Origin of the sequence: Celerinatantimonas yamalensis, from assembly GCF_046054155.1 — a bacterium.
Taxonomy (GTDB): Bacteria; Pseudomonadota; Gammaproteobacteria; order Enterobacterales; family Celerinatantimonadaceae; genus Celerinatantimonas; species Celerinatantimonas yamalensis.
In genome coordinates this window covers 850,796-869,944 of the sequence record NZ_JBEQCT010000001.1, presented here as the reverse complement: position 1 = coordinate 869,944, position 19,149 = coordinate 850,796, and the positions used below count along the sequence as shown (strand labels likewise).

The 19,149-nt window shown below is 44.1% G+C and carries 17 protein-coding genes; 9 read left to right on the top strand and 8 right to left on the bottom strand.

Annotated elements, in window-relative coordinates:
• Positions 1 to 8: 8 nt before the first annotated feature.
• Positions 9 to 1,811 (bottom strand): aminopeptidase P family protein, encoded by a 1,803-nt coding sequence (locus tag ABUE30_RS04110; protein WP_408622391.1) that lies wholly within the window; start codon positions 1,809 to 1,811, stop codon positions 9 to 11.
• A gap of 327 nt (positions 1,812 to 2,138) precedes the next feature.
• On the opposite strand from ABUE30_RS04110, the gene ABUE30_RS04105 reads away from it, so the two are divergent.
• The 3 genes from ABUE30_RS04105 (at position 2,139) to ABUE30_RS04095 (ending at position 4,695) form a co-directional block, all read left to right on the top strand.
• Positions 2,139 to 2,942 carry a transporter substrate-binding domain-containing protein gene (locus tag ABUE30_RS04105; protein WP_408622390.1) on the top strand — a complete coding sequence of 268 codons (804 nt, stop codon included), beginning with the start codon at positions 2,139 to 2,141 and terminating at the stop codon, positions 2,940 to 2,942.
• 63 nt (positions 2,943 to 3,005) lie between these two features.
• Positions 3,006 to 3,950 carry an amino acid ABC transporter permease gene (locus ABUE30_RS04100; RefSeq protein ID WP_408622389.1) on the top strand — a complete coding sequence of 315 codons (945 nt, stop codon included), beginning with the start codon at positions 3,006 to 3,008 and terminating at the stop codon, positions 3,948 to 3,950.
• Positions 3,951 to 3,969: 19 nt separating this feature from the next.
• On the top strand, positions 3,970 to 4,695 hold the full coding sequence (locus ABUE30_RS04095; protein ID WP_408622537.1) for an amino acid ABC transporter ATP-binding protein: 726 nt from the start codon (positions 3,970 to 3,972) through the stop codon (positions 4,693 to 4,695).
• Between the two features lie 66 nt (positions 4,696 to 4,761).
• Here the strand turns inward: ABUE30_RS04095 and ABUE30_RS04090 are convergent, their stop codons facing one another.
• The gene (locus ABUE30_RS04090; protein ID WP_408622388.1) at positions 4,762 to 5,622 is read right to left on the bottom strand and encodes a tetratricopeptide repeat protein; all 861 of its coding nucleotides are present in this window, start codon (positions 5,620 to 5,622) and stop codon (positions 4,762 to 4,764) included.
• A gap of 184 nt (positions 5,623 to 5,806) precedes the next feature.
• Between ABUE30_RS04090 and ABUE30_RS04085 the strand changes: the two genes are divergently transcribed.
• A complete protein-coding gene (locus ABUE30_RS04085) occupies positions 5,807 to 6,601 on the top strand; it encodes a response regulator (RefSeq protein WP_408622387.1) in 795 nt (264 codons plus the stop codon).
• Between the two features lie 49 nt (positions 6,602 to 6,650).
• Here the strand turns inward: ABUE30_RS04085 and ABUE30_RS04080 are convergent, their stop codons facing one another.
• Entirely contained in the window at positions 6,651 to 7,097 is a 447-nt protein-coding gene (locus tag ABUE30_RS04080) for a hypothetical protein (RefSeq protein ID WP_408622386.1), read from the bottom strand.
• A gap of 62 nt (positions 7,098 to 7,159) precedes the next feature.
• Positions 7,160 to 7,450: an HlyU family transcriptional regulator gene (locus ABUE30_RS04075; RefSeq protein ID WP_408622385.1), complete on the bottom strand. Its 291-nt coding sequence runs from the start codon at positions 7,448 to 7,450 to the stop codon at positions 7,160 to 7,162.
• Positions 7,451 to 7,525: 75 nt separating this feature from the next.
• Here ABUE30_RS04075 and rmuC point away from each other — a divergent pair, with 75 nt between their 5' ends.
• Positions 7,526 to 8,950, top strand: coding sequence for a DNA recombination protein RmuC (rmuC, locus tag ABUE30_RS04070; RefSeq protein WP_408622384.1), 1,425 nt, complete (start codon positions 7,526 to 7,528; stop codon positions 8,948 to 8,950).
• Positions 8,951 to 9,002: 52 nt separating this feature from the next.
• Positions 9,003 to 10,853, top strand: a complete 1,851-nt coding sequence (locus tag ABUE30_RS04065; protein WP_408622383.1) for a GGDEF domain-containing protein — start codon at positions 9,003 to 9,005, stop codon at positions 10,851 to 10,853.
• Here ABUE30_RS04065 and ABUE30_RS04060 read toward each other — a convergent pair whose 3' ends face one another.
• A complete protein-coding gene (locus ABUE30_RS04060; RefSeq protein WP_408622382.1) occupies positions 10,854 to 11,561 on the bottom strand; it encodes a pseudouridine synthase in 708 nt (235 codons plus the stop codon).
• Between the two features lie 402 nt (positions 11,562 to 11,963).
• On the opposite strand from ABUE30_RS04060, the gene ABUE30_RS04055 reads away from it, so the two are divergent.
• The 3 genes from ABUE30_RS04055 to ABUE30_RS04045 all read left to right on the top strand — a co-directional run bounded on the left by ABUE30_RS04055 (position 11,964) and on the right by ABUE30_RS04045 (position 15,225).
• On the top strand, positions 11,964 to 13,013 hold the full coding sequence (locus ABUE30_RS04055) for an aldose epimerase family protein (RefSeq protein WP_408622381.1): 1,050 nt from the start codon (positions 11,964 to 11,966) through the stop codon (positions 13,011 to 13,013).
• Between the two features lie 71 nt (positions 13,014 to 13,084).
• On the top strand, positions 13,085 to 13,519 hold the full coding sequence (locus tag ABUE30_RS04050) for a hypothetical protein (protein WP_408622380.1): 435 nt from the start codon (positions 13,085 to 13,087) through the stop codon (positions 13,517 to 13,519).
• Positions 13,520 to 14,046: 527 nt separating this feature from the next.
• Positions 14,047 to 15,225 carry a cystathionine beta-lyase gene (locus tag ABUE30_RS04045; protein ID WP_408622379.1) on the top strand — a complete coding sequence of 393 codons (1,179 nt, stop codon included), beginning with the start codon at positions 14,047 to 14,049 and terminating at the stop codon, positions 15,223 to 15,225.
• Between the two features lie 45 nt (positions 15,226 to 15,270).
• Here the strand turns inward: ABUE30_RS04045 and ABUE30_RS04040 are convergent, their stop codons facing one another.
• The 3 genes from ABUE30_RS04040 to leuC all read right to left on the bottom strand — a co-directional run bounded on the left by ABUE30_RS04040 (position 15,271) and on the right by leuC (position 18,905).
• A complete protein-coding gene (locus ABUE30_RS04040) occupies positions 15,271 to 16,794 on the bottom strand; it encodes an alpha-isopropylmalate synthase regulatory domain-containing protein (RefSeq protein WP_408622378.1) in 1,524 nt (507 codons plus the stop codon).
• Between the two features lie 62 nt (positions 16,795 to 16,856).
• Positions 16,857 to 17,474 carry a 3-isopropylmalate dehydratase small subunit gene (gene leuD, locus ABUE30_RS04035; RefSeq protein WP_408622377.1) on the bottom strand — a complete coding sequence of 206 codons (618 nt, stop codon included), beginning with the start codon at positions 17,472 to 17,474 and terminating at the stop codon, positions 16,857 to 16,859.
• 33 nt (positions 17,475 to 17,507) lie between these two features.
• A complete protein-coding gene (leuC, locus tag ABUE30_RS04030) occupies positions 17,508 to 18,905 on the bottom strand; it encodes a 3-isopropylmalate dehydratase large subunit (RefSeq protein WP_408622376.1) in 1,398 nt (465 codons plus the stop codon).
• Positions 18,906 to 19,149: the final 244 nt, after the last annotated feature.

The following is a 19,149-nucleotide window of genomic DNA, read 5'->3' as shown; positions in this document are numbered from 1 at the left end:
GGTGATGATTAAAGCGTTGCTGTTGCAGCTTTCAGCCAAGTAAGGGTATCAATATCTGTACTCTCTAGCTGTGAGCTGACCAGTTCAAATACCTGCTGATGATAGTGGTTGAGCCATTGTCGCTCAGCATCACTAAGCAGACTGGGTATGATCAACCGTCTATCGAATGGTACAAAGGTTAATGTGGCAAATTGATAAAATGGCCGATCTGAATGAGGGAACTCTAGTGGCTCAACGACCAGTAAATTTTCACAGCGTATCCCGTAATCGCCATCTTGATAATAGCCCGGTTCATCGGAGATCACCATGCCTGGTGCCAAAGCAACATCGTTGAATGCTTTGGATATGCGTTGCGGCCCTTCATGCACACTTAAAAAATGACCTACACCATGACCTGTGCCATGATCAAAATCCAACCCTTGCTGCCATAAATATTGACGAGCAAGTACATCTAATTGAGTGCCAGTCGTTCCTTTTGGAAAACGTTGACATGCCAGAGCAATCATTCCCTTGAGGACTAGGGTAAAACGCTGACAGATTTCCTGAGAAGGTTGTCCTATTGCCACTGTGCGAGTGATATCAGTGGTGCCAAAACGATATTGACCACCGCTATCAACGAGGTACACGCTGTCCATTTGCAGCGCTGCAGGCACGTCTGCATTTTCATGGTTATAGTGACACATGGCTGCATTACTTGAAGATGCTGAAATTGTATCAAAACTTAAATCAACACAATCACTATCCAGATAACGTAGCTGCTGCAAGTGATCGGCCGCCTGTGCTTCATCAGGTAAGGTGCCTTGTTGTTCGTGTTGGGCGAGCCATGCTAAAAAGCGCACTTCAGCTAATGCGTCGCGTCGATGAGCTTCGCGCATGCCTTCTATTTCAGCTGTATTTTTGCACGCTTTCGGGAGTAAACAAGGGTCTGCCAGTGCAACCAACTGCACGCTTTGTTCTTGCAGTCTTAACTGACACCATGCATTACTAGTGGCTGGGTCGGCTAACACTTTTTGGTATTGTGTAGCCAGTTGTTTAAGGCCATCGGCGAAATCAGTCTCTGGTGCAACGCTGACACCTTGACCGACATGTTCGATAAACCCTTCAGGAATTTTTGCGGGATCGACAAACCACTGCATTTGACCATCGGCATGTAAAATTGCTTGGCTTAACACCACTGGCAGGCGGGAAATATCGCTGCCGCGAATATTGAGTAGCCATGCAATCGAATCTGGCGCGGTGATAAGTGCCGCTTGTGCGCCAGTTTGGTGGATCTGTTCACCTATTTGTAAGCGTTTTTCCAGACTACTCGCGCCGACACATGCATTACTCATCAAGGTGGCGATACCACTAGGTGCACTAGGGCGGTCTTGCCAAAGCTTATCAACAGGATTGATGGGCGTTTCTACTAATGTGATGCGTTGATGGTCACACAGTGCTTTAGCTTGTTGGTACTGGGTGAGGCTGAAAGTACGGCTATCGATACCCACCTGCCGGCCTGCGCTGAGTTTTTGGCAGACCCAAAATAAGAATGGTTCTTCAATGAGGTGATGATAGCTAAATAACGCACTGTCGACCTGTTGGCGAACTTGTACGGTGTAACGGCCGTCGACAAAGATAGCAGCTTGTTCGTTTAAGATGACCACTGCACCCGCTGAACCGGTAAATCCACTGATCCAATGAAGCCGTTCATTACAAGTGGGAACATATTCGCCAAGGTATTCATCGGCGCGAGGAATAATAAAGGCATCAAGCGCATGCTCTTGCATAAAACTGCGGATCTGCTGCAAACGCTGATTGATAATTTGAGACATTCTACATCCTGACTCATCTGTATGGATGCTATAAGATTACGGAAGTTTGTAACAGAGGGCAATCTTATCCAAGTGATCCATCGATAATTGCTGTGATTCGCCTCAAAAATCATTGCCCTAGAGAGTTGGTCTGTGCTAAGGGGCAACATAATCTGAGATATTTTGTGGGTTAGTTTACCTAGCCTATTGATATTTTATACCACTATGTCGCATTATGAGTAGCGTAGGGCAATATGAAGTTATATTGTAAAACTACACAAACACAACATCATATGTCGTAAATCGGATATTTACGGCTAAAAAAACATAAAAATAGAGATGGATATAATGAAAAAGTTACTAACTTATACTGCTGGTGTGGTTTTAGCATGCTCTGCGCTACTAAGCACTCAAGCGATGGCGCAATCAGCGCTGGAGACGATTCAAAATTCAGGTAAATTGCGCGTTTGTTTCGAAGCGGGCTATATGCCGTTTGAAATGAAAACTAAAGATGGTCGATTTATTGGGTTTGATATTGATATGGGGAAAACCATGGCTCGTGCAATGGGGGTTCAGTTTGTCCCTGTGAATACCGCATGGGATGGTATTATTCCAGCTCTGCAAACTGGGAAGTGCGATATTATCATGGGTGGGATGACGATCACCCCAAAACGCAATTTAAAAGTGAATTTTGCAGACCCTTACATCGTGATCGGTCAAACGATCCTTATTTCGCCTAAGTTAAAAGGTAAAATTACCAGCTATAAAGATTTAAATAGCAGTAAATATACTATTGCCTCTAAATTGGGCACTACCGGCGCACAATCAGCGAAGCGAGATATCCCTAACGCTAAATTACAGTTGTTTGATACTGAAGCGGATGCGGTGCTGCAGGTGGCTAATGGTAAGGCCGATGCCTTCGTTTATGATCTACCCTTTAATGCGATCTATGCCGCGCAACATAAAAAACAAGTTGTATTTCTTGATAAACCATTTACTTACGAACCCCTTGCTTGGGCCATTCGTCAAAATGACCCAGATTTTTTGAACTTCCTCAATAACTTTTTACGCCAAACTAAAGGTGATGGAACCTATAAACGGATTTATGACCGTTGGTTTAAATCCAACAGCTGGTTGAATCAGATCCAGTAATCTAATGACCAGTTGAGTTGATGACTCAGCTGGTTTTAATTCGATGAAAGAGAGAGTTGTTTGATGCAATCAAAATCCAGCCGTTGGGCAGGACACGGGATCTACCTTGTGATCATGGCGATGTTAATTGGGGGAATTTATTACTCCGGTAATAGCATCAATTATAATTGGCATTGGGAGCGTTTATGGCCCTATATTTTAAATACCCAAATGAAAGATATTCGGGCTCAAGGGGATGGGACAGCCCATTTGCAGAATGGGCATTTATCTATTCAAATTCAAGGTCAGAGTAAACCGCAACTTGTCAAAAAATATGACAAATTGCTTGTTGGTGATGGCGACATGGTGTCTCAGGGTGACACGGTTGCAGAACTCAAAAACTGGCAATTTGGACCTATTGCTGTCGGTCTTTGGATGACCGTTAAAATATCATTTATTTCATTAATTTTTGCCGTATTGCTTGGGCTCATTTTTGGTCTCATGCGGGTGTCTAAAAATCAAGTCGCTCGCGATTTGTCATTAACCTATGTGGAACTCATCCGTGGTACCCCACTATTGGTTCAAATTTTTATCGTTTATTTCTTCATTGGGACGGTATTAAATTTGGATCGCTTTACTTCAGGGGTGGTGGCGTTGTCGGTTTTCACGGGGGCGTATGTCGTCGAGATTATTCGTGCGGGGATCCAGTCTGTAGCTACCGGACAGATGGAAGCCGCACGATCATTGGGAATGACCTATCCGACGGCGATGCGTTATGTGGTACTACCGCAGGCGTTTAAGCGTATTTTGCCGCCATTAGCCGGTCAGTTCATCAACTTGATCAAAGATTCGTCGTTGGTGTCGGTTATCTCAATTACTGACTTAACCAAAGCGGGGCGTGAAGTAGTCAGTGGTAGTTTTGCACCATTTGAAGTGTGGTTTACAGTTGCGGCTTTATATCTGTTGGTGACAGGCTCGCTGTCATGGGCTATTCAACGATTAGAGAAGAGGTTATCTGCCAGTGACTAATCAATTTAATGGTGAAAAGATGGTGGTAACTGAAGGGATAGATAAGTTCTACCCGAATGGTTGCCATGCTTTAAAATCGGTTTCTGCGACAATTCATCGCGGTGAAGTTGTGGTGATTATTGGCCCTTCAGGATCCGGTAAATCAACTTTTTTACGCACGCTGAATCAGCTTGAGGAGATAAGCTCAGGCACTATTGTGGTCGATGGCGTTAATATGTATGACAAGGGCACCGATATTAACCAATTGCGCCAAAATGTTGGGATGGTCTTTCAGAGCTTTAATCTATTTCCGCATAAGACGGCTTTAGAAAACGTTATGCTTGCACCACTGAAGGTTTCTAAACGGCCAATGAAGGAAGTTAAGCAGCATGCTAAAGAGCTGATGAAGCGGGTGGGTTTGGCGGATCGGATGGATAACTATCCAACTCATTTGTCCGGTGGACAACAGCAGCGTGTGGCTATTGCCCGGGCTTTGGCGATGCGTCCTGATTTAATGTTGTTTGATGAGCCGACCTCTGCTTTAGACCCCGAAATGGTGGGTGAAGTCCTTGATGTGATGAAAGGATTAGCCAAAGAGGGGATGACAATGGCTATTGTGACCCATGAAATGGGGTTTGCCAAAGAAGTCGCTGACCGAGTGCTATTTATGGAAGAAGGGGCATTATTGGTTGATGATACGCCAGAGGCCGTATTTGATCGTCCAGAACATCCACGTCTCAAACAGTTTTTAGCGAAGATTTTATAACGAGGTTGATCGTAATCAAAAGCGCAGTATGAACTGCGCTTTTGACTTCAGTCGATACACGCTGTATTAATACAATAAGCTAAAGTAGCGACGTCGATATTTGGACGCGACCGGATCGCCTGATAGGGTATTGACGATATCCAAAAAGGTTTTTTTCGCTTGGCCATCTGCACTATCTAGATCGTGATCCAAGAGACTCATTAATAATTCCAGTGCTTCTTCATGGCGACTCGCTAAATCATATTGGATCGCTAGCTTGACCTTGACCTGCGCATCATCCGGTGAGTCTTTTAAAAGTTCTTCTAAGGCGCGAATTTCTGGTGTGTCGGCAGCTTGTTCTAATAGCTCAAACTGGCTGACTAATTCATTATATTCAGCTTGCTGATCTTCTAGCTTTGTTTGATCTAACAATTGCTTGGCTTCATCACGTTTATTGACCGCCAATAATGCGCGAATATAAGTAAAGTGAATATCACTACGAGTTGGATCAAGCAGCCATGCTTCTTTGGCAATAGGCAGGGCGGCTGGCGCATCGACGGCCAGAAGTTCTTTGGCTTGTGCCAGTTTCAAATCTTCTGCTTTAGGAAGATATTTATCTAATATCTCGCGAATAGTCCCTTCAGGTTGTGCACCGGCAAAACCATCAACAGGTTGACCATCTTTCATTATCATGACGGTTGGTAAACTGCGAACGCCAAATTGACCAGCAAGCGGTTGTAACGTATCTTTCTCGGCATTAACGCGGGCTAAAGTAAAGGCACCTTGATATTCGTTGGCCAATTTTTCTAGAATTGGCATAAGGTCTTTACACGGCTCACACCAATCGGCCCAAAAATCAACAACAACCGGGTGTTCAAATGATCGGTCGATAAGGATTGCTTTGGCATTTTCCATACTAATATCGACGATATATTCGGCATTGGACATACGTAATTCCTATAGTGACTTTACTTGCATAGATTGGGGTATTATTAGCAATTTCAAGCCATCAATGCAAAAACATCTGAGTGCTCATCTGATTTGATCTATATTGAAAATTCCTCCAATTGATTGCCTCTTATTGGGCATTTCGACTATAGTTGTGCGAATAACTGATTAAAAAGTGGCTATCATGGAGCGTCTTTCACTGTCCGAATTAACAATTTTGTTAGTTGAGCCTTCGCAAACTCAACGTAATATTATTCACCGCCAGTTGCATGAAGCCGGTGTTGATCGATTTTTATTTGCGCACAACTGTGAAAGTGCATATGACATTGCCGTGGAGAAGTTTCCAGATTTGGTTATTAGTGCCATGTACTTCAATGATGGCACAGCGACTGATTTGATTGAACAATTACGCGAAAATTCTTTGTTAGAAGCGACTGCCTATATGTTGATTTCCAGTGAGGATAAATTTCACTCCTTAGATATAATTCGTCAAGCGGGTGTTGTTGCTATTTTACCTAAACCCTTTCAATTTTTGGACCTCAAAAATGCGCTGCGCTCAACATTGAGTTTTATTGAGCCTGAAGAACATGAAGATGTGCACGAGCAATTGCAAACCCTATCGGTGTTAGTCGTTGATGATAGTTCGACAGCGCGACGCCATATTAGTCGTGTTTTACAAAACCTGGGGATTAGCGATATTCGCACCGCCGATAATGGCCAACATGGTTTGTTGGAACTGAATCAGCGCAGCGCAGATTTAATTATTTCTGACTACAATATGCCAGTCATGGATGGGGCTGCATTTGTTGAGGCCTTGCGTCAATCTGAAATGTTTCGACATATCCCAGTCATGATGGTTACTTCTGAAAATGATGTTTCTAAGCTGAACGGTATTCGTCAAAGTGGGGTATCGGCATTAGTCGATAAACCATTTGATATCACAGGCGTGAAACAAATGATATTGGCAATGCTTAATTGATCGTTTTCGCGATTATTTGTTTGAGATGGGCGGGCCCATCTCAAGTCACTTAAGGTTGTTTGAGGCTCACGCCAGTACTAGGTGATACTGTAATTGTTGTTTTACTATTGCCAAATTGACTGCCAGAGATCTGTACAATAGCCACCCGATTACCTTTGATATAGGTCAGCACAGATCGTTCACTTTTGACCGATGCAACTAAATTCCAACCTAGCTGTGGCATATGTTTGCGATAATACTCAAATGTGTGAAAGGGACTCATATCGTTGTTTAAAGTGAGCCGTCCTAACCAATTATCACCTTCACTAATAATAATTGATGACTCTGGGTCAAGCTTGGTTCCTGAGTCTGCGGGAATATCTTCAAAAGCAGTGAGCTCTTGTTGTTTGCCATGGACAATTTTACCTGTTTTTACACCTGTATCTTGTGCGGCAATCGGCCCTTGGCTACAAGCCGTCAGTAGCATAAGAGGAAAAAACATGAATAGCCAACGCATGCTATAAACTCCATTTTAAAATTCGATAACTATTTTTCATCGAATTTGAATAAAACCCAAAATTATTGTTCAAACAGTTTGTCGCCCATTTGGTCGATCAGTGTTTGGCATTTGCTAATGGTTAGTTCGACTGCTTGTTGTTCGCTGGGACAAACATCGCTGCGGATAAAACGATGTTCCCTTTGTTCATCATCGATGCTTTTGCGAATGTAACCGGCAACACGATATTGGCCTTGTTCAGCAACTGGCGCAGGGATTATCGAAAAACTTTGATAATCTGTCGACTCATGTTCAGTGGATTGATTCACTTGTGAATAATTAAACAGGCCTTTGATTGAATTAAAAAGTCCCATAATAATTCCTTGATTCAAATAGATACAGGCTAGATGATACGCATCAAACACGAGAGTTACAACGGAGAGACGGTTGTGAGTGAGTTATTTACTCAACCCATTCCAGGGTTATGGGCCTATGTTATTGGATTTATTGCGCTATGTGGTTGGCTGGTCAATTGGCGCATGCAATATTGGCAAAATAAGCTTACGCAACAGTGTGGTGCTTTAGTGCGAGAAAATGAGCTTCTACAGAGCGAACTCGACACGTTTAGAGACCAAAGTTACCATTGGCAACAGCAATACCAGCAGCAAAGTAATCAACAAGGGCAATGGCAAGCGAAGGCCGAATATGCTGAGCAGCTACAATTGCAATTGGATAAACAGCGTAGTCAGTTAGAGCAAAGTTATCAGTTGCAAGCTCAGCTGCAAAGTAAGTTAGCGCGTGCAGAGCAACAGCAATGTTCGCAGCAACAGCAGCTACAGCTGTTAGAACAAACCGAGCAGCGATTTAAAGAAGCCTTTGAAAACTTAGCCAATCAAATTTTTGATAAAAAAAGCAGTGTTCTGCAAGAACAAAATCAACTGAGTTTAACGGGACTGTTAGGGCCACTGCGCCAACAATTAGAGAATTTCCGTCAGCAAGTACAGCAAAGTTATGATACGGAATCGCGGGAACGTCACTCGTTGAAAGCACAAGTAGAACGTTTGAGTGAATTAAACCAGCAGATGAGCACCGAGGCCTTGAATCTGACTCGCGCGCTCAAAGGTGATAATAAACAACAAGGTAATTGGGGCGAAGTGGTTCTGTCACGATTGTTGGAAGAGTCGGGCCTTCGTCAGGACCATGAATATCGCATGCAAGTGTCGGGTAAAAATCAACAAGGTCAATTGATCAAACCAGACGTCGTCGTAGATTTACCCAAGCAACGCTGTGTTATTATTGACTCTAAAGTGACGCTGGTGGCGTATGAACGCTTCTGCCGTGCAGAAGACGACAAGGTTCGAGAGCAGGAATTGCAGGCGCACGTACGTTCCCTTAAAGGCCACATTAACGGATTGGGTAAGAAAAATTATCAAACGCTTTATGGCGTACATGGACTAGATTTTGTCTTGTTATTTGTGCCTATTGAAGCGGCTTTTCAACTCGCTATTCAACATGACGCTGAGTTGATTCCATTAGCGAGTCGCTTGAACATCTTATTGGTGAGCCCATCGAGTTTATTAGTGGCTCTGCGCACTGTAGAAAATTTGTGGCGTAGTGAATATCAGCAGCGTAATGTGGCTGAAATCGCCGAGCGAGCGGGGCGCTTATATGATAAATTTTGTGGGTTTGTCGATGATTTGCTGCTTGTGGGGGGAAATTTGGACAAAGCGCAAGGGAGTTATCACAGCGCAATACAAAAATTATCACAAGGTCGCGGTAATTTAGTCGGACAAGCGCAGCAGTTGCGCGATCTACAAATACCTACAACCAAACAGCTGCCGGACCAACTAATCAATGAGGTTGAACGCCTTTAAAGTAAGCTAATCTATAATATATATAGCATCACAATTTTAAAGGAGCATATAGGTGGGCGTAATCTGGCGGAATATTTGTCAGTTGAGTGATCATTTTCGAGACAAACTATCGACCTCTTTTGGCTTGCTGTTCATGGGGTGGTCAATACTAGTCATCTTTATTATCGGTTACTCGCTATATGAGAAATATGATGGGATAAGAGAGAGTATGACTCACGATTTTTATCTCACTTTTTCGCTGTATCCCGATGAGCTATATCATACTCGTGGTCTGTTAACACAGAATCTGTTTTGGATGGCACAAACGATTAGTTTCATGCTTGAACATAACAACCATAAACAATTAGATTCAGAACTTAAACGGTTATGGGATGCATCGAGGCGTAACTATCAACTGGCTGGTGATATTTACTTTTTGCGCCGCGATGGCCAGGTGGTGGGGTATCAGCAACAATCTAGTGGCTATACGATGACACATCAATTACCTGTCGCTGTTTTGGCATATCTTAAAAAGCATCCGCAGCTATCAACGGCAGAGTCCTTGGCGTCTTCGGCGTTGCCGAACTATACTTTTTTAAGTACCCCAGTGCTCAATGCGGGAGGCCAACTACTTGGCTGGCTATTTAATACATTTACTATCGAACAGGTTAATCAGTCTTATGAGTTCCCTAGTCACTCCTCTGTTTTGAATCAATCGATTGTGTTAACCCCATTTGGGATACGCCGTGGTGAAAATAGTGATCAAACGTTATTGGCATTAAAATTGGGCTGGCCTGATTTATCCACAACATCGGCGTACGTGGAACGCTTGAAAGCGTTGACATCTCTTAAAAATCAGTCGATTCAATTAATGAGTGGCCAGCTGTTAGTGGCTTGGTTTCAATTCGACCAACATAGTGACCCTGCCGTTGTGTATATCTCGTTAGCATCGATTCTCAAGCAGATGAATGACTGGATCATTGGCATGGGGTTGATGCTGATTTTTTTGGTGGGGATGGGAGGACTATTGATTCGACAATATGTCGATGGCCGTAAACGGAACATGCAGCTTATCGTGTCCCAGAAGCTTCAGAAAGCGGCATTTGATAGCAATATTGTGATGATAGTGGTTGATGCTAACGGGGTAGTGCAACAAATTAACCAGTTTTGTTTGGATAAAATTGACCGCCGAGAATATCAGGTGCTGGGACGATCTCTTGACAGATTTGTTGAATTGCGACCTCGAGTAAAACCCCTTTTGGATAGTGCCCGAGCGCAAAATGGTTGGTTGGGTCAGGTAAAAGTTACGTTTGGCGATAAGACTACCTATCTCAAATTGAGTATTACGGTGATACGCTCTATGCATCAAGATCATTTATTTGTCTTCTCTGGTGTAGATATTCTCGAACAGCATATACAAACCACTCGTTTAGCTCATCAGGCCAATACTGATGTTTTAACGAAATTGTATAATCGCAACTATTTTAACGAACAGTTAAAGCGAGATTTAAACCGCAGTGAGCGCTATCAACATCCACTGACCTTGATTTTAGTGGACTTGGATTATTTTAAGCAAGTGAATGATAAATATGGCCATGTGATCGGTGATAAGATCTTAGTTGAAGTGGCCAATTTGCTTCAATTAAGGCTGCGATCGAGCGATATTTTGGCGCGTTGGGGCGGTGAAGAATTTGTTATTTTATTGCCAGAAACGCGGCTGGCTGAGGCCCATAAATTAGCCCAGCAGATCCAACAATCGTTTGTTCAACATGCTTTTACGGAAAATATACGATGTAGCTGTAGCATGGGGGTTGTGGATTGGGAACAAGGCAGCAGCGCTGATGAGTTATTTCAGCGCGCTGACGATATGCTTTATGAAGCCAAAGCAGCCGGACGTAATACCATATGCTGCTGGCCGCGGTGATTAACCAATGAAATGTTCGCGCTCTATTTGAGAGAGCTCTCGTGATGTGCCAACATTCAGTTGTTCGTCTAGTCGTACTGACCCTATTTGTTCACGGTGCAGTTGCATCACTTTATTGCCAACAGCCGCCAGCATGCGTTTAACTTGATGGTAGCGTCCTTCTTGAATCACTAAGCGAATGGTTAAGGCATCTAATTGTTCAACCTGTGCAGGTAATGTGGGCCGTTCATCGCCGTGTAACATGACGCCTTGCTCTAACTGCTGGATGGCCTGTTCACTTAATGGTTCAGCTAATGTGACGCAATATGTTTTTGGGTGTTGATGATTGGGTGACGTTACCCGATGAGACCACTGCCCATCATTGGTTAAGAATAATAATCCTGTCGCATCAGCATCAAGTCGTCCAGCTACATGCAAGGGGGGATGAAAGTGCCCTTCAATTAAGTCAAGGGCTGACGGATAGGTTGAGTCATCTCGGGTACTGACATAGCCTGTTGGTTTATTCAGCATGATATAAGCCAATCGCGCTTGGATTAGGCGCGATTTATCAAGACGAATATCATCATCGCTATCGACGACTAATTTTGCCTGTTTTGTGATTGTGCCATTGACGGTGATGCGTCCAGCATGAAGCAGCCTTTTTACTTGGCTGCGGGGCAGATCCGCTGCGTGGCTGATAAATTTATCGAGCCGTTGAACTGTTGCCATGATGCACTCAGTTTGTAAAAGTCTTAGTTTAAATGAATGCTAGTGTTATGGAAAGTTACATACGCTTGAACTCTCGATTCACCAGCAGTAAGCTTTTAGCGCTATTTAACTGAATTTTACTTGAGTTTATTAGCCAGCAGGGCAAAATAGCTGCAGATTTAAGTGGCAAGCTAGAGACCTTCGTCAGTGCCACAGATAGATAGAGTCGCAGAGCTTGTACAACGATGATTCTCAGGTCGTATTTGTCGACATTTCGACCAGAGAGTCATCTCATCGTCTGTTCTGCGATCTAGAACCAGATTTGCTAACTGTGTTTTGGTTTAATAGCGTCATTTTTTTGCAACGTGATTAGTGTCACATACGTTGATTTTGCCTTATCTGAAAGTTTTACAGGAGAACAACATGCCTCAGCGAGCTGATATAGCGGTCACATGGGAGAAGTGGCAATTGACCCCAGATGGCCAAGCCGCTCGTCTTTTCCATTTAACTAATCGTCGTGGAACTCAACTGACCGTTTCTGATTGGGGCGCAACGCTCACATCACTGAAACTTGCAATGCCGGATGGCAAGTTACGGCAGATGGTGCTTGGGTGTGACACGTTAAATGACTACCAACAAAGCCCCTATTTAGGGGCAACGGTTGGTCGCTATGCGAATCGTATTCGCAATGCGGAATTTACGATCGATGGTCAATCCTATTCAGTGGTCGCTAATGAAGGTAATCACTGTTTGCACGGCGGTCCAGAAGGTTTTTCTCATCAACTATGGCAAGCGAAAGTACTAGAGCAGCAGCCCGCAGTTCAATTTACACTCCATTCGCCAGATGGTGACCAGGGTTTTCCAGGCAATGCAACGGTGGTTGTGACCTTTACCTTGAGTGAAGATGATCGCGTGCAAATTGATTACAGCGCTACTGTTGATAAACCTTGCCCTATCAATTTGACCAATCATAGCTATTTTAATTTGGACGGCGTGGCTGGCGATGTGGGGAGCCACGTGGTGCAATTGAATGCGGATCGTTATCTGCCCGTTGATCAGGCCAGTTTGCCGGTCGGTGCGCCGATTTCGGTGACCAATACGCCGTTTGATTTTCGCCATGCTAAAGCGTTAAATCAAGACTGGCGTAAAGTGGTAGATGATCAGCGTTATCGTGGCTTTGATCACTGTTTTATCTTGTCCAATAGTGGTGATCAACCGGCCGCGCAAGTTCGTTCCGGCGATGAACAAGTCGCGATGACATTGTATACCAGCTCACCGGCACTGCAGCTTTATACGGGACATTATTTAGAAGGTACACGCGGGCACAATGAGTTGGTTTATCAAAATCGCGATGGCTTTTGTTTAGAAACGCAGTTTATGCCTGATCAACCCAATAGTGATGAAGCTGAGGCGTGTATTGTACGCCCTGATGGTGTATTCAAGCACTCGACAACTTTTGCATTTCATTGCTAATCCCGCCGTTTTATTGCGGCCCATGTTTTGATAGGCTTTAATGGTATTCATGATCAAGCAGGGGAAGTAGTGTGAAGCGTTTTTTTGCCGGTGTGATGGTCTTACTGCTATGTTGCTGCGCATTAATGCAACTGGCATCGCCTATGCCACTGCTTTGGTTTGTATGCACGTTGTTTGTTGCGCTAGTGTGTATGCTCTGTGCTTGGGGGGTGTGGTATAGAAAGCTTGCCTTTATTGCGCTACTTGGGGCGGCGTTGGGATTAGGATGGCTCTGGCAGGGGACTCTTTGGTTATTGAGTGATTTTAACCAGTGGGATTCAGTGACCTTTTTTAGTAGTAACTCACCATTTTTGCAGATGCGTCATGCACTTATTTTGTGGATGATGGCATTTGCATTAATTGGTATTTTAGTTGATAGACAAGCAAATTCGCCCACGAAGGGTTCTGCTGAGCGAATTCGCTCTCAATCAACAGATAAAAGCCCGCGCACTGAGCCTAAATTGTAGTTATTAATAGTGAGTGAAGAAGCCAGTTCGAATTATTTGATAGATGATTGGCTCCTTCGCTTTTTCTTATGTGGTTCACTTCCCAATTATAGGTGGTGGCTTGGAAGCTCGCCTTTCCAATAGGTTTGTTTTCTGAATAGTTACTACTTTACGTTCAGGTAACGGCTACGTTTTTCAAACGCCAGTGGATATGGGTTATGAGCGTCAATGACAAGCTAGCTATCTGAATTTGCTTTCATTACCTGCGATTTTCCGTTCCATCGTTCCCTTATGTCACATGTTTCTTCGCAAATTCTGCTAAATAAGTCAGTCCCCCTTGACGCTTGTCTATGGACTCATTATCGTGGATTAATTGAACTTTTGGATACTAGATTGGCGTATATTTAACATGCAAGCTTATTTTATTTTTTTGGCATAGCTGATCGATCACTATTATTGACATAGTTTGCTGGATTTTCGGATGTTCTTGATGGGGCACTCTGTTATATCTCAAACGAATTTTCTTATAACTCCAAAATGTAGGCCCTATGAAAAAAGATACCAAATTTGTAGCGTCTGGCCGAAGTAAAGAATGGACCAGAGGCGCGGTGAATCCAGCTGTTGTACGTGCGTCAACAGTTGTATTTGATTCTGTGAGTGAGATGAAAAAGGCAACGCAGCAACGCCATAGCAAGACCCTATTTTATGGTCGCCGAGGCACCTCTACAGCCTTTGCTTTTCAAGATGCGATGAATGAGCTCGAAGGTGGGGTTGGCTGCGCGCTATATCCATCTGGCACTGCGGCTATTAGCGGTTCATTGTTATCTTTTTTACAAGCGGGTGATCACCTGTTAGTGGTTGATAATGTATATGAGCCCACCCGCGATCTATGCGATACCTTGTTGAGTCGCTATGGAATCGAAACGACCTATTATGATCCATTGATTGGTGCTGATATTGAGGCGTTGATTCAACCTAATACCAAAGTGATCTATCTCGAATCCCCTGGTTCGTTGACGATGGAAGTACAGGATGTTCCCGCGATCACGCATGTCGCTAGGGCACATGGCATATTGACTATGCTTGATAACACCTGGGCATCGCCGGTGAATTTACAACCGTTTGAATTAGGTGTTGATGTGTCTATCCAAGCGGCTACCAAGTATGTTGTGGGCCATTCGGATGTGATGCTAGGAACAGCAACAACGACTGCTGAACATTGGGATCAGCTACGTGAAAACAGCTATCTGTTAGGGCAGTGTACTTCTCCCGATGATCTATATTTAGCGCTGCGAGGAATACGTACGCTCGGTGTACGCATGAAACAACATCAAAAAAATGCGCTTGAGCTCGCTTACTGGCTTGCAAAACGCGCTGACGTTGATCATGTGCGTCATCCAGCACTAGCAACGTGCCCTGGCCATGAGCACTTTATTCGGGACTTCTCAGGTTCTAATGGGTTGTTTTCATTTGTGCTTAAAAAGGGCAATCAAGCGGGTATTAACGCGATGCTTGATGGCATGGAACATTTTAAAATTGGCTTTTCATGGGGTGGATTTGAGAGCTTGATCTTAGGTCATATGCCAGAGCATATTGCCCATCTGCGCAGTGTAACGGATTGGCAGCAAACCGGGCCACTAATTAGAGTTCATATTGGTTTAGAAGACACGCAAGATTTGATAGAGGATTTAGATCGTGGTTTAGCCCGTCTTGCCGAGCATCTGTAAAACGCCCCCTATCCCTTATCAGTGCGGGATCTGGGGGAGCTGGTTTTATAGATGCTGATGCATCAACATGTTGATCATCCGCAACGTGGCGTGAACTCCGGCATAAACTTGATTACTGTGTACGCCGCGAGTACGCAGTTTTTGACCATCTTCACATTGCCAGCTAATGAAGCATTCCGTTAAGGCGTTGGTCTTACCTCCGGGAGGAATACGGATTTCAAAATCCGTCAATGTTGGCAATGTCAGCTTAAATTGCTGTAGCGGTGTTTGCATCGCGTCGATGAATGCATCAAATCCCCCATTTCCTGATCCAGCCGACTTAATGATTTGATCTTTATATTGAAGGCGAATACTGGCTGTTGAATACATATCAAGTCCGCTGGTAATCGAGCAGTTAAGTAGTTCCAAATAATTAAATTGTTTCGCCTCTAAGGTATCGGCAATGATAAAGGGCAAATCTTCTGGGGTAATAACCTCTTTCATATCACCCAGTTGTACAATTCGTGCGAGTACCCGTTCAATGTCGTGATTATCTAACTCAATATCTAATGCTTCGAGATTCTTAATCACCGATGCTTTACCAGAGAGTTTGCCCAGCGCATAACGGCGCTCGCGATGAAATCGCTCAGGGGTTAAGTCTGTCACATAAAGATTTCCTTTACGGTCGCCATCAGCGTGAATCCCGGCTGTTTGGGTAAAGACATCAGCACCCACCACCGGGGTATTCGCTGCAACCCGTTTCCCAGAAAAATTTTCGACTAGTTTTGAAATGTCATGAATTTCACTTTCATTTAATTGAACCACCACGCCGAGCTTATCTTTTAATACGACTGCGACCTCGGCTAATGAAGCATTACCTGCGCGCTCGCCTAAGCAATTCACTGTACAGTGAATACTACTTGCACCCGCAGCAACTGCAGCCATTGCATTAGCAGTGGCGAGGCCATAATCATTATGTGGGTGAAAATCGAATTGGCGAGTCGGAAAACGCTGACACATGTCTGTAATCGCGCGGGTTACCTCATCAGGGGTCATCACGCCTAACGTATCTGGCAACATGATGTGTTCAATGGGCGCATGGCTGAGCCCCGTCACAAGCGCATAGACATACTCAGAGTTATCTTTATACCCATTGGACCAATCTTCTAAATAGAGGTTACAGCGAAGGTTTTGGCTGGTGGCGTAATCAATGCATGCAAGTATATCGGAAAGGTGTTCGGTTGGCGATTTAGCAAGTTGTGTACGGCAATGGTGTTCACTGCCTTTACTGAGTAAGTTGATCACTTGTGCCCCAGATTCGACGACCCAATCAACACTGCGTTTGCCATCAACAAATCCTAAAATTTCAATGCGATCTAGATAGTTGTGCTGTTTAGCCCAATCACATAGTTGGTGCACGGCTTGTTTTTCACCGTTAGACACCCGTGCTGAAGCGACCTCTATGCGATCAACATTGAGCCGTTGTAATAACGCCTTACCTAAACTGACCTTCTCATCGGGGTGATATGATACGCCTTGTGTCTGTTCGCCGTCACGCAAGGTAGTATCGAGTAATTTTACCTGATTCATAACTGATGATCTGTCCTTGTTAAAAACCGGACTCCATGGTCCGGTTTGCTATTGCGTTACGATCATGCGTTTGGCCATAACCAGGGCAGAGCCTGTTTTTGTTGCTGTTCAAATGCGGTGATTTTCTCTTCGTGTTGCAGTGTCCAACCGATATCATCCAAGCCTTCCAGCAAACTATGTTTGCGAAATTGATCCACTTCAAATTCAATGATGAGGCCGGCCGCAGTTGTAACGGTCTGTGTTTTTAAATCAACGCTGAATTGACTCCCTGGGTGAGCTTCTAACTCAGCAAATAAAGCAGCTAGCTGATCCGTAGTTACTTTGATGGGTAAAATGCCATTTTTAAAGCAGTTGTTAAAGAAAATATCGGCAAAACTAGTTGAAATGACCGTATTAAAACCGTAGTCAGCAATTGCCCATGGCGCGTGTTCACGAGAGCTTCCGCAACCAAAGTTATCGCCGGCTACTAAAATTTTTGCACCTTGAACGGCGGGTTGATTTAGTTCAAATTCTGAGTTATCGCTGCCATCATCCAGATAACGCCAATCATTAAACAAATGGATGCCAAATCCAGTACGTTCTACTTTTTTCAAAAACTGTTTAGGAATGATCTGATCAGTGTCGACGTTGGAACGATTCATCGCTGCAGCAATCGACGTATGAGTGGTATAGGGTTGCATATTCATTCTCCTCAAATGTGGGTTGCTGTGCAATTATTTCCAATGACGTAAGTCGACGAATTTACCGGCAACGGATGCTGCAGCGGCCATTGCAGGAGAAACCAGATGAGTACGTCCTCCTTTGCCTTGACGACCTTCAAAATTACGGTTGGAAGTTGATGCACTTCGTTGTCCCGGTTTGAGAAAATCTCCGTTCATGGCCAAACACATCGAACAACCTGGTTCTCGCCATTCCCATCCGGCTTCAATAAAAATTTTATCGAGTCCTTCACGTTCGGCTTGTTCTTTAACAGGGTAAGAGCCTGGAACCGCAATAGCTTGCACCCCATGTGCGACTTTCTTCCCTTCTAGCAATTTGGCTGCGGCGCGAAAATCTTCAATACGACCATTGGTGCAAGAGCCAATAAAGACCACATCAACAGCAACGTCAGTCAATTTAGTGCCTGCTTTTAAGCCCATGTAGCGCAATGCATTTGCAGCCGATGTCGATTTAATCAGATCACTGATCTGGCTTGGATCTGGTAATGGCTGGTCAACAGGTAATACTTGTTCAGGCGATGTTCCCCAAGTGACTTGTGGTGTGATCTGTGCGGCATCTAACTCGATTACTTTATCAAATTCGGCGCCTTCATCAGTGCACAGTGATTTCCAATAGGCAACGGCATCATCCCAATGGTCGTTTTGAGGTGCAAACTCACGGCCTTTAAGAAACTCGAAAGTTTTTTCATCAGGGGCAATCAATCCCGCGCGAGCACCTCCTTCAATGGCCATATTACATAAGGTCATTCGACCTTCCATCGAGAGCGCTTCAATGGCGGAACCTGCAAACTCAATCACATAACCGGTACCGCCAGCTGTACCAATTTTACCAATAATGGCCAGTGCAATATCTTTAGCTGTCGCATATTGGGTTAACTGGCCATCAACTTTGACTTGCATGGTTTTGGATTTTTTCTGTTGGAGGGTCTGAGTCGCCATAATATGTTCGACCTCAGATGTCCCGATACCAAATGCAAGCGCGCCAAATGCACCATGCGTCGCAGTGTGGCTGTCGCCACAACAGACAACCATTCCGGGATGAACAAAGCCATGCTCAGGCACCACAATATGGATAATCCCGTTGTATCGGTTACTCATATCATAGAGATTTAGGCCATTATCAGCACAGTTTTGCGCCAAGGTCTCAACTTGTTTTCGGCCAATCGGATCTTCAATTAAGTCACGATTTTTAGTCGGAATACAGTGGTCCATCGTTGCTAAAATGCTGGCAGGGTTACGGATTGAACGTCCTGCAACCCGGAGCCCTTCAAACGCTTGGGGACTCGTCACTTCGTGCATTAAATGGCGGTCAACATATAACAGTGGGGTGCCATTCTCTGGTTCATAAACGACATGCGCATCCCATATTTTTTCATACATTGTCTTTTTCATTGGATTTCCCACTTTGCTCCAGCCAGTTATCATAGATTCTGACCTTTATGACTTATAGCATCGATGTTGGCGAACAGCCCACTTTTAGGTGAACAAGAATAGCGGATATAGTGCGCTAAAACGAAGTAAAAGTGAAGTGTTATGTGCTAACTTATATTGAATAATTAAAATATTTGATAGATTAATTGGATCTTAGTGTCTTAATGATTGCTCCTAATTGATTAAAATTAGTGTTTATTGCCTA

Excerpts from the sequence above, each read along its gene's own strand:
- ABUE30_RS04040 (WP_408622378.1), bottom strand. The coding sequence starts at position 16,794 with ATGAATCAGGTAAAATTACTCGATACTACCTTGCGTGACGGCGAACAG.
- ABUE30_RS04075 (WP_408622385.1), bottom strand. The coding sequence starts at position 7,450 with ATGGGACTTTTTAATTCAATCAAAGGCCTGTTTAATTATTCACAAGTG.
- ABUE30_RS04105 (WP_408622390.1), top strand. The coding sequence starts at position 2,139 with ATGAAAAAGTTACTAACTTATACTGCTGGTGTGGTTTTAGCATGCTCT.
- ABUE30_RS04110 (WP_408622391.1), bottom strand. The coding sequence starts at position 1,811 with ATGTCTCAAATTATCAATCAGCGTTTGCAGCAGATCCGCAGTTTTATG.
- ABUE30_RS04085 (WP_408622387.1), top strand. The coding sequence starts at position 5,807 with ATGGAGCGTCTTTCACTGTCCGAATTAACAATTTTGTTAGTTGAGCCT.
- leuD (WP_408622377.1), bottom strand. The coding sequence starts at position 17,474 with ATGCAACCCTATACCACTCATACGTCGATTGCTGCAGCGATGAATCGT.
- ABUE30_RS04100 (WP_408622389.1), top strand. The coding sequence starts at position 3,006 with ATGCAATCAAAATCCAGCCGTTGGGCAGGACACGGGATCTACCTTGTG.
- ABUE30_RS04055 (WP_408622381.1), top strand. The coding sequence starts at position 11,964 with ATGCCTCAGCGAGCTGATATAGCGGTCACATGGGAGAAGTGGCAATTG.
- ABUE30_RS04080 (WP_408622386.1), bottom strand. The coding sequence starts at position 7,097 with ATGCGTTGGCTATTCATGTTTTTTCCTCTTATGCTACTGACGGCTTGT.
- leuC (WP_408622376.1), bottom strand. The coding sequence starts at position 18,905 with ATGAAAAAGACAATGTATGAAAAAATATGGGATGCGCATGTCGTTTAT.
- ABUE30_RS04090 (WP_408622388.1), bottom strand. The coding sequence starts at position 5,622 with ATGTCCAATGCCGAATATATCGTCGATATTAGTATGGAAAATGCCAAA.
- ABUE30_RS04095 (WP_408622537.1), top strand. The coding sequence starts at position 3,970 with ATGGTGGTAACTGAAGGGATAGATAAGTTCTACCCGAATGGTTGCCAT.
- ABUE30_RS04045 (WP_408622379.1), top strand. The coding sequence starts at position 14,047 with ATGAAAAAAGATACCAAATTTGTAGCGTCTGGCCGAAGTAAAGAATGG.
- ABUE30_RS04060 (WP_408622382.1), bottom strand. The coding sequence starts at position 11,561 with ATGGCAACAGTTCAACGGCTCGATAAATTTATCAGCCACGCAGCGGAT.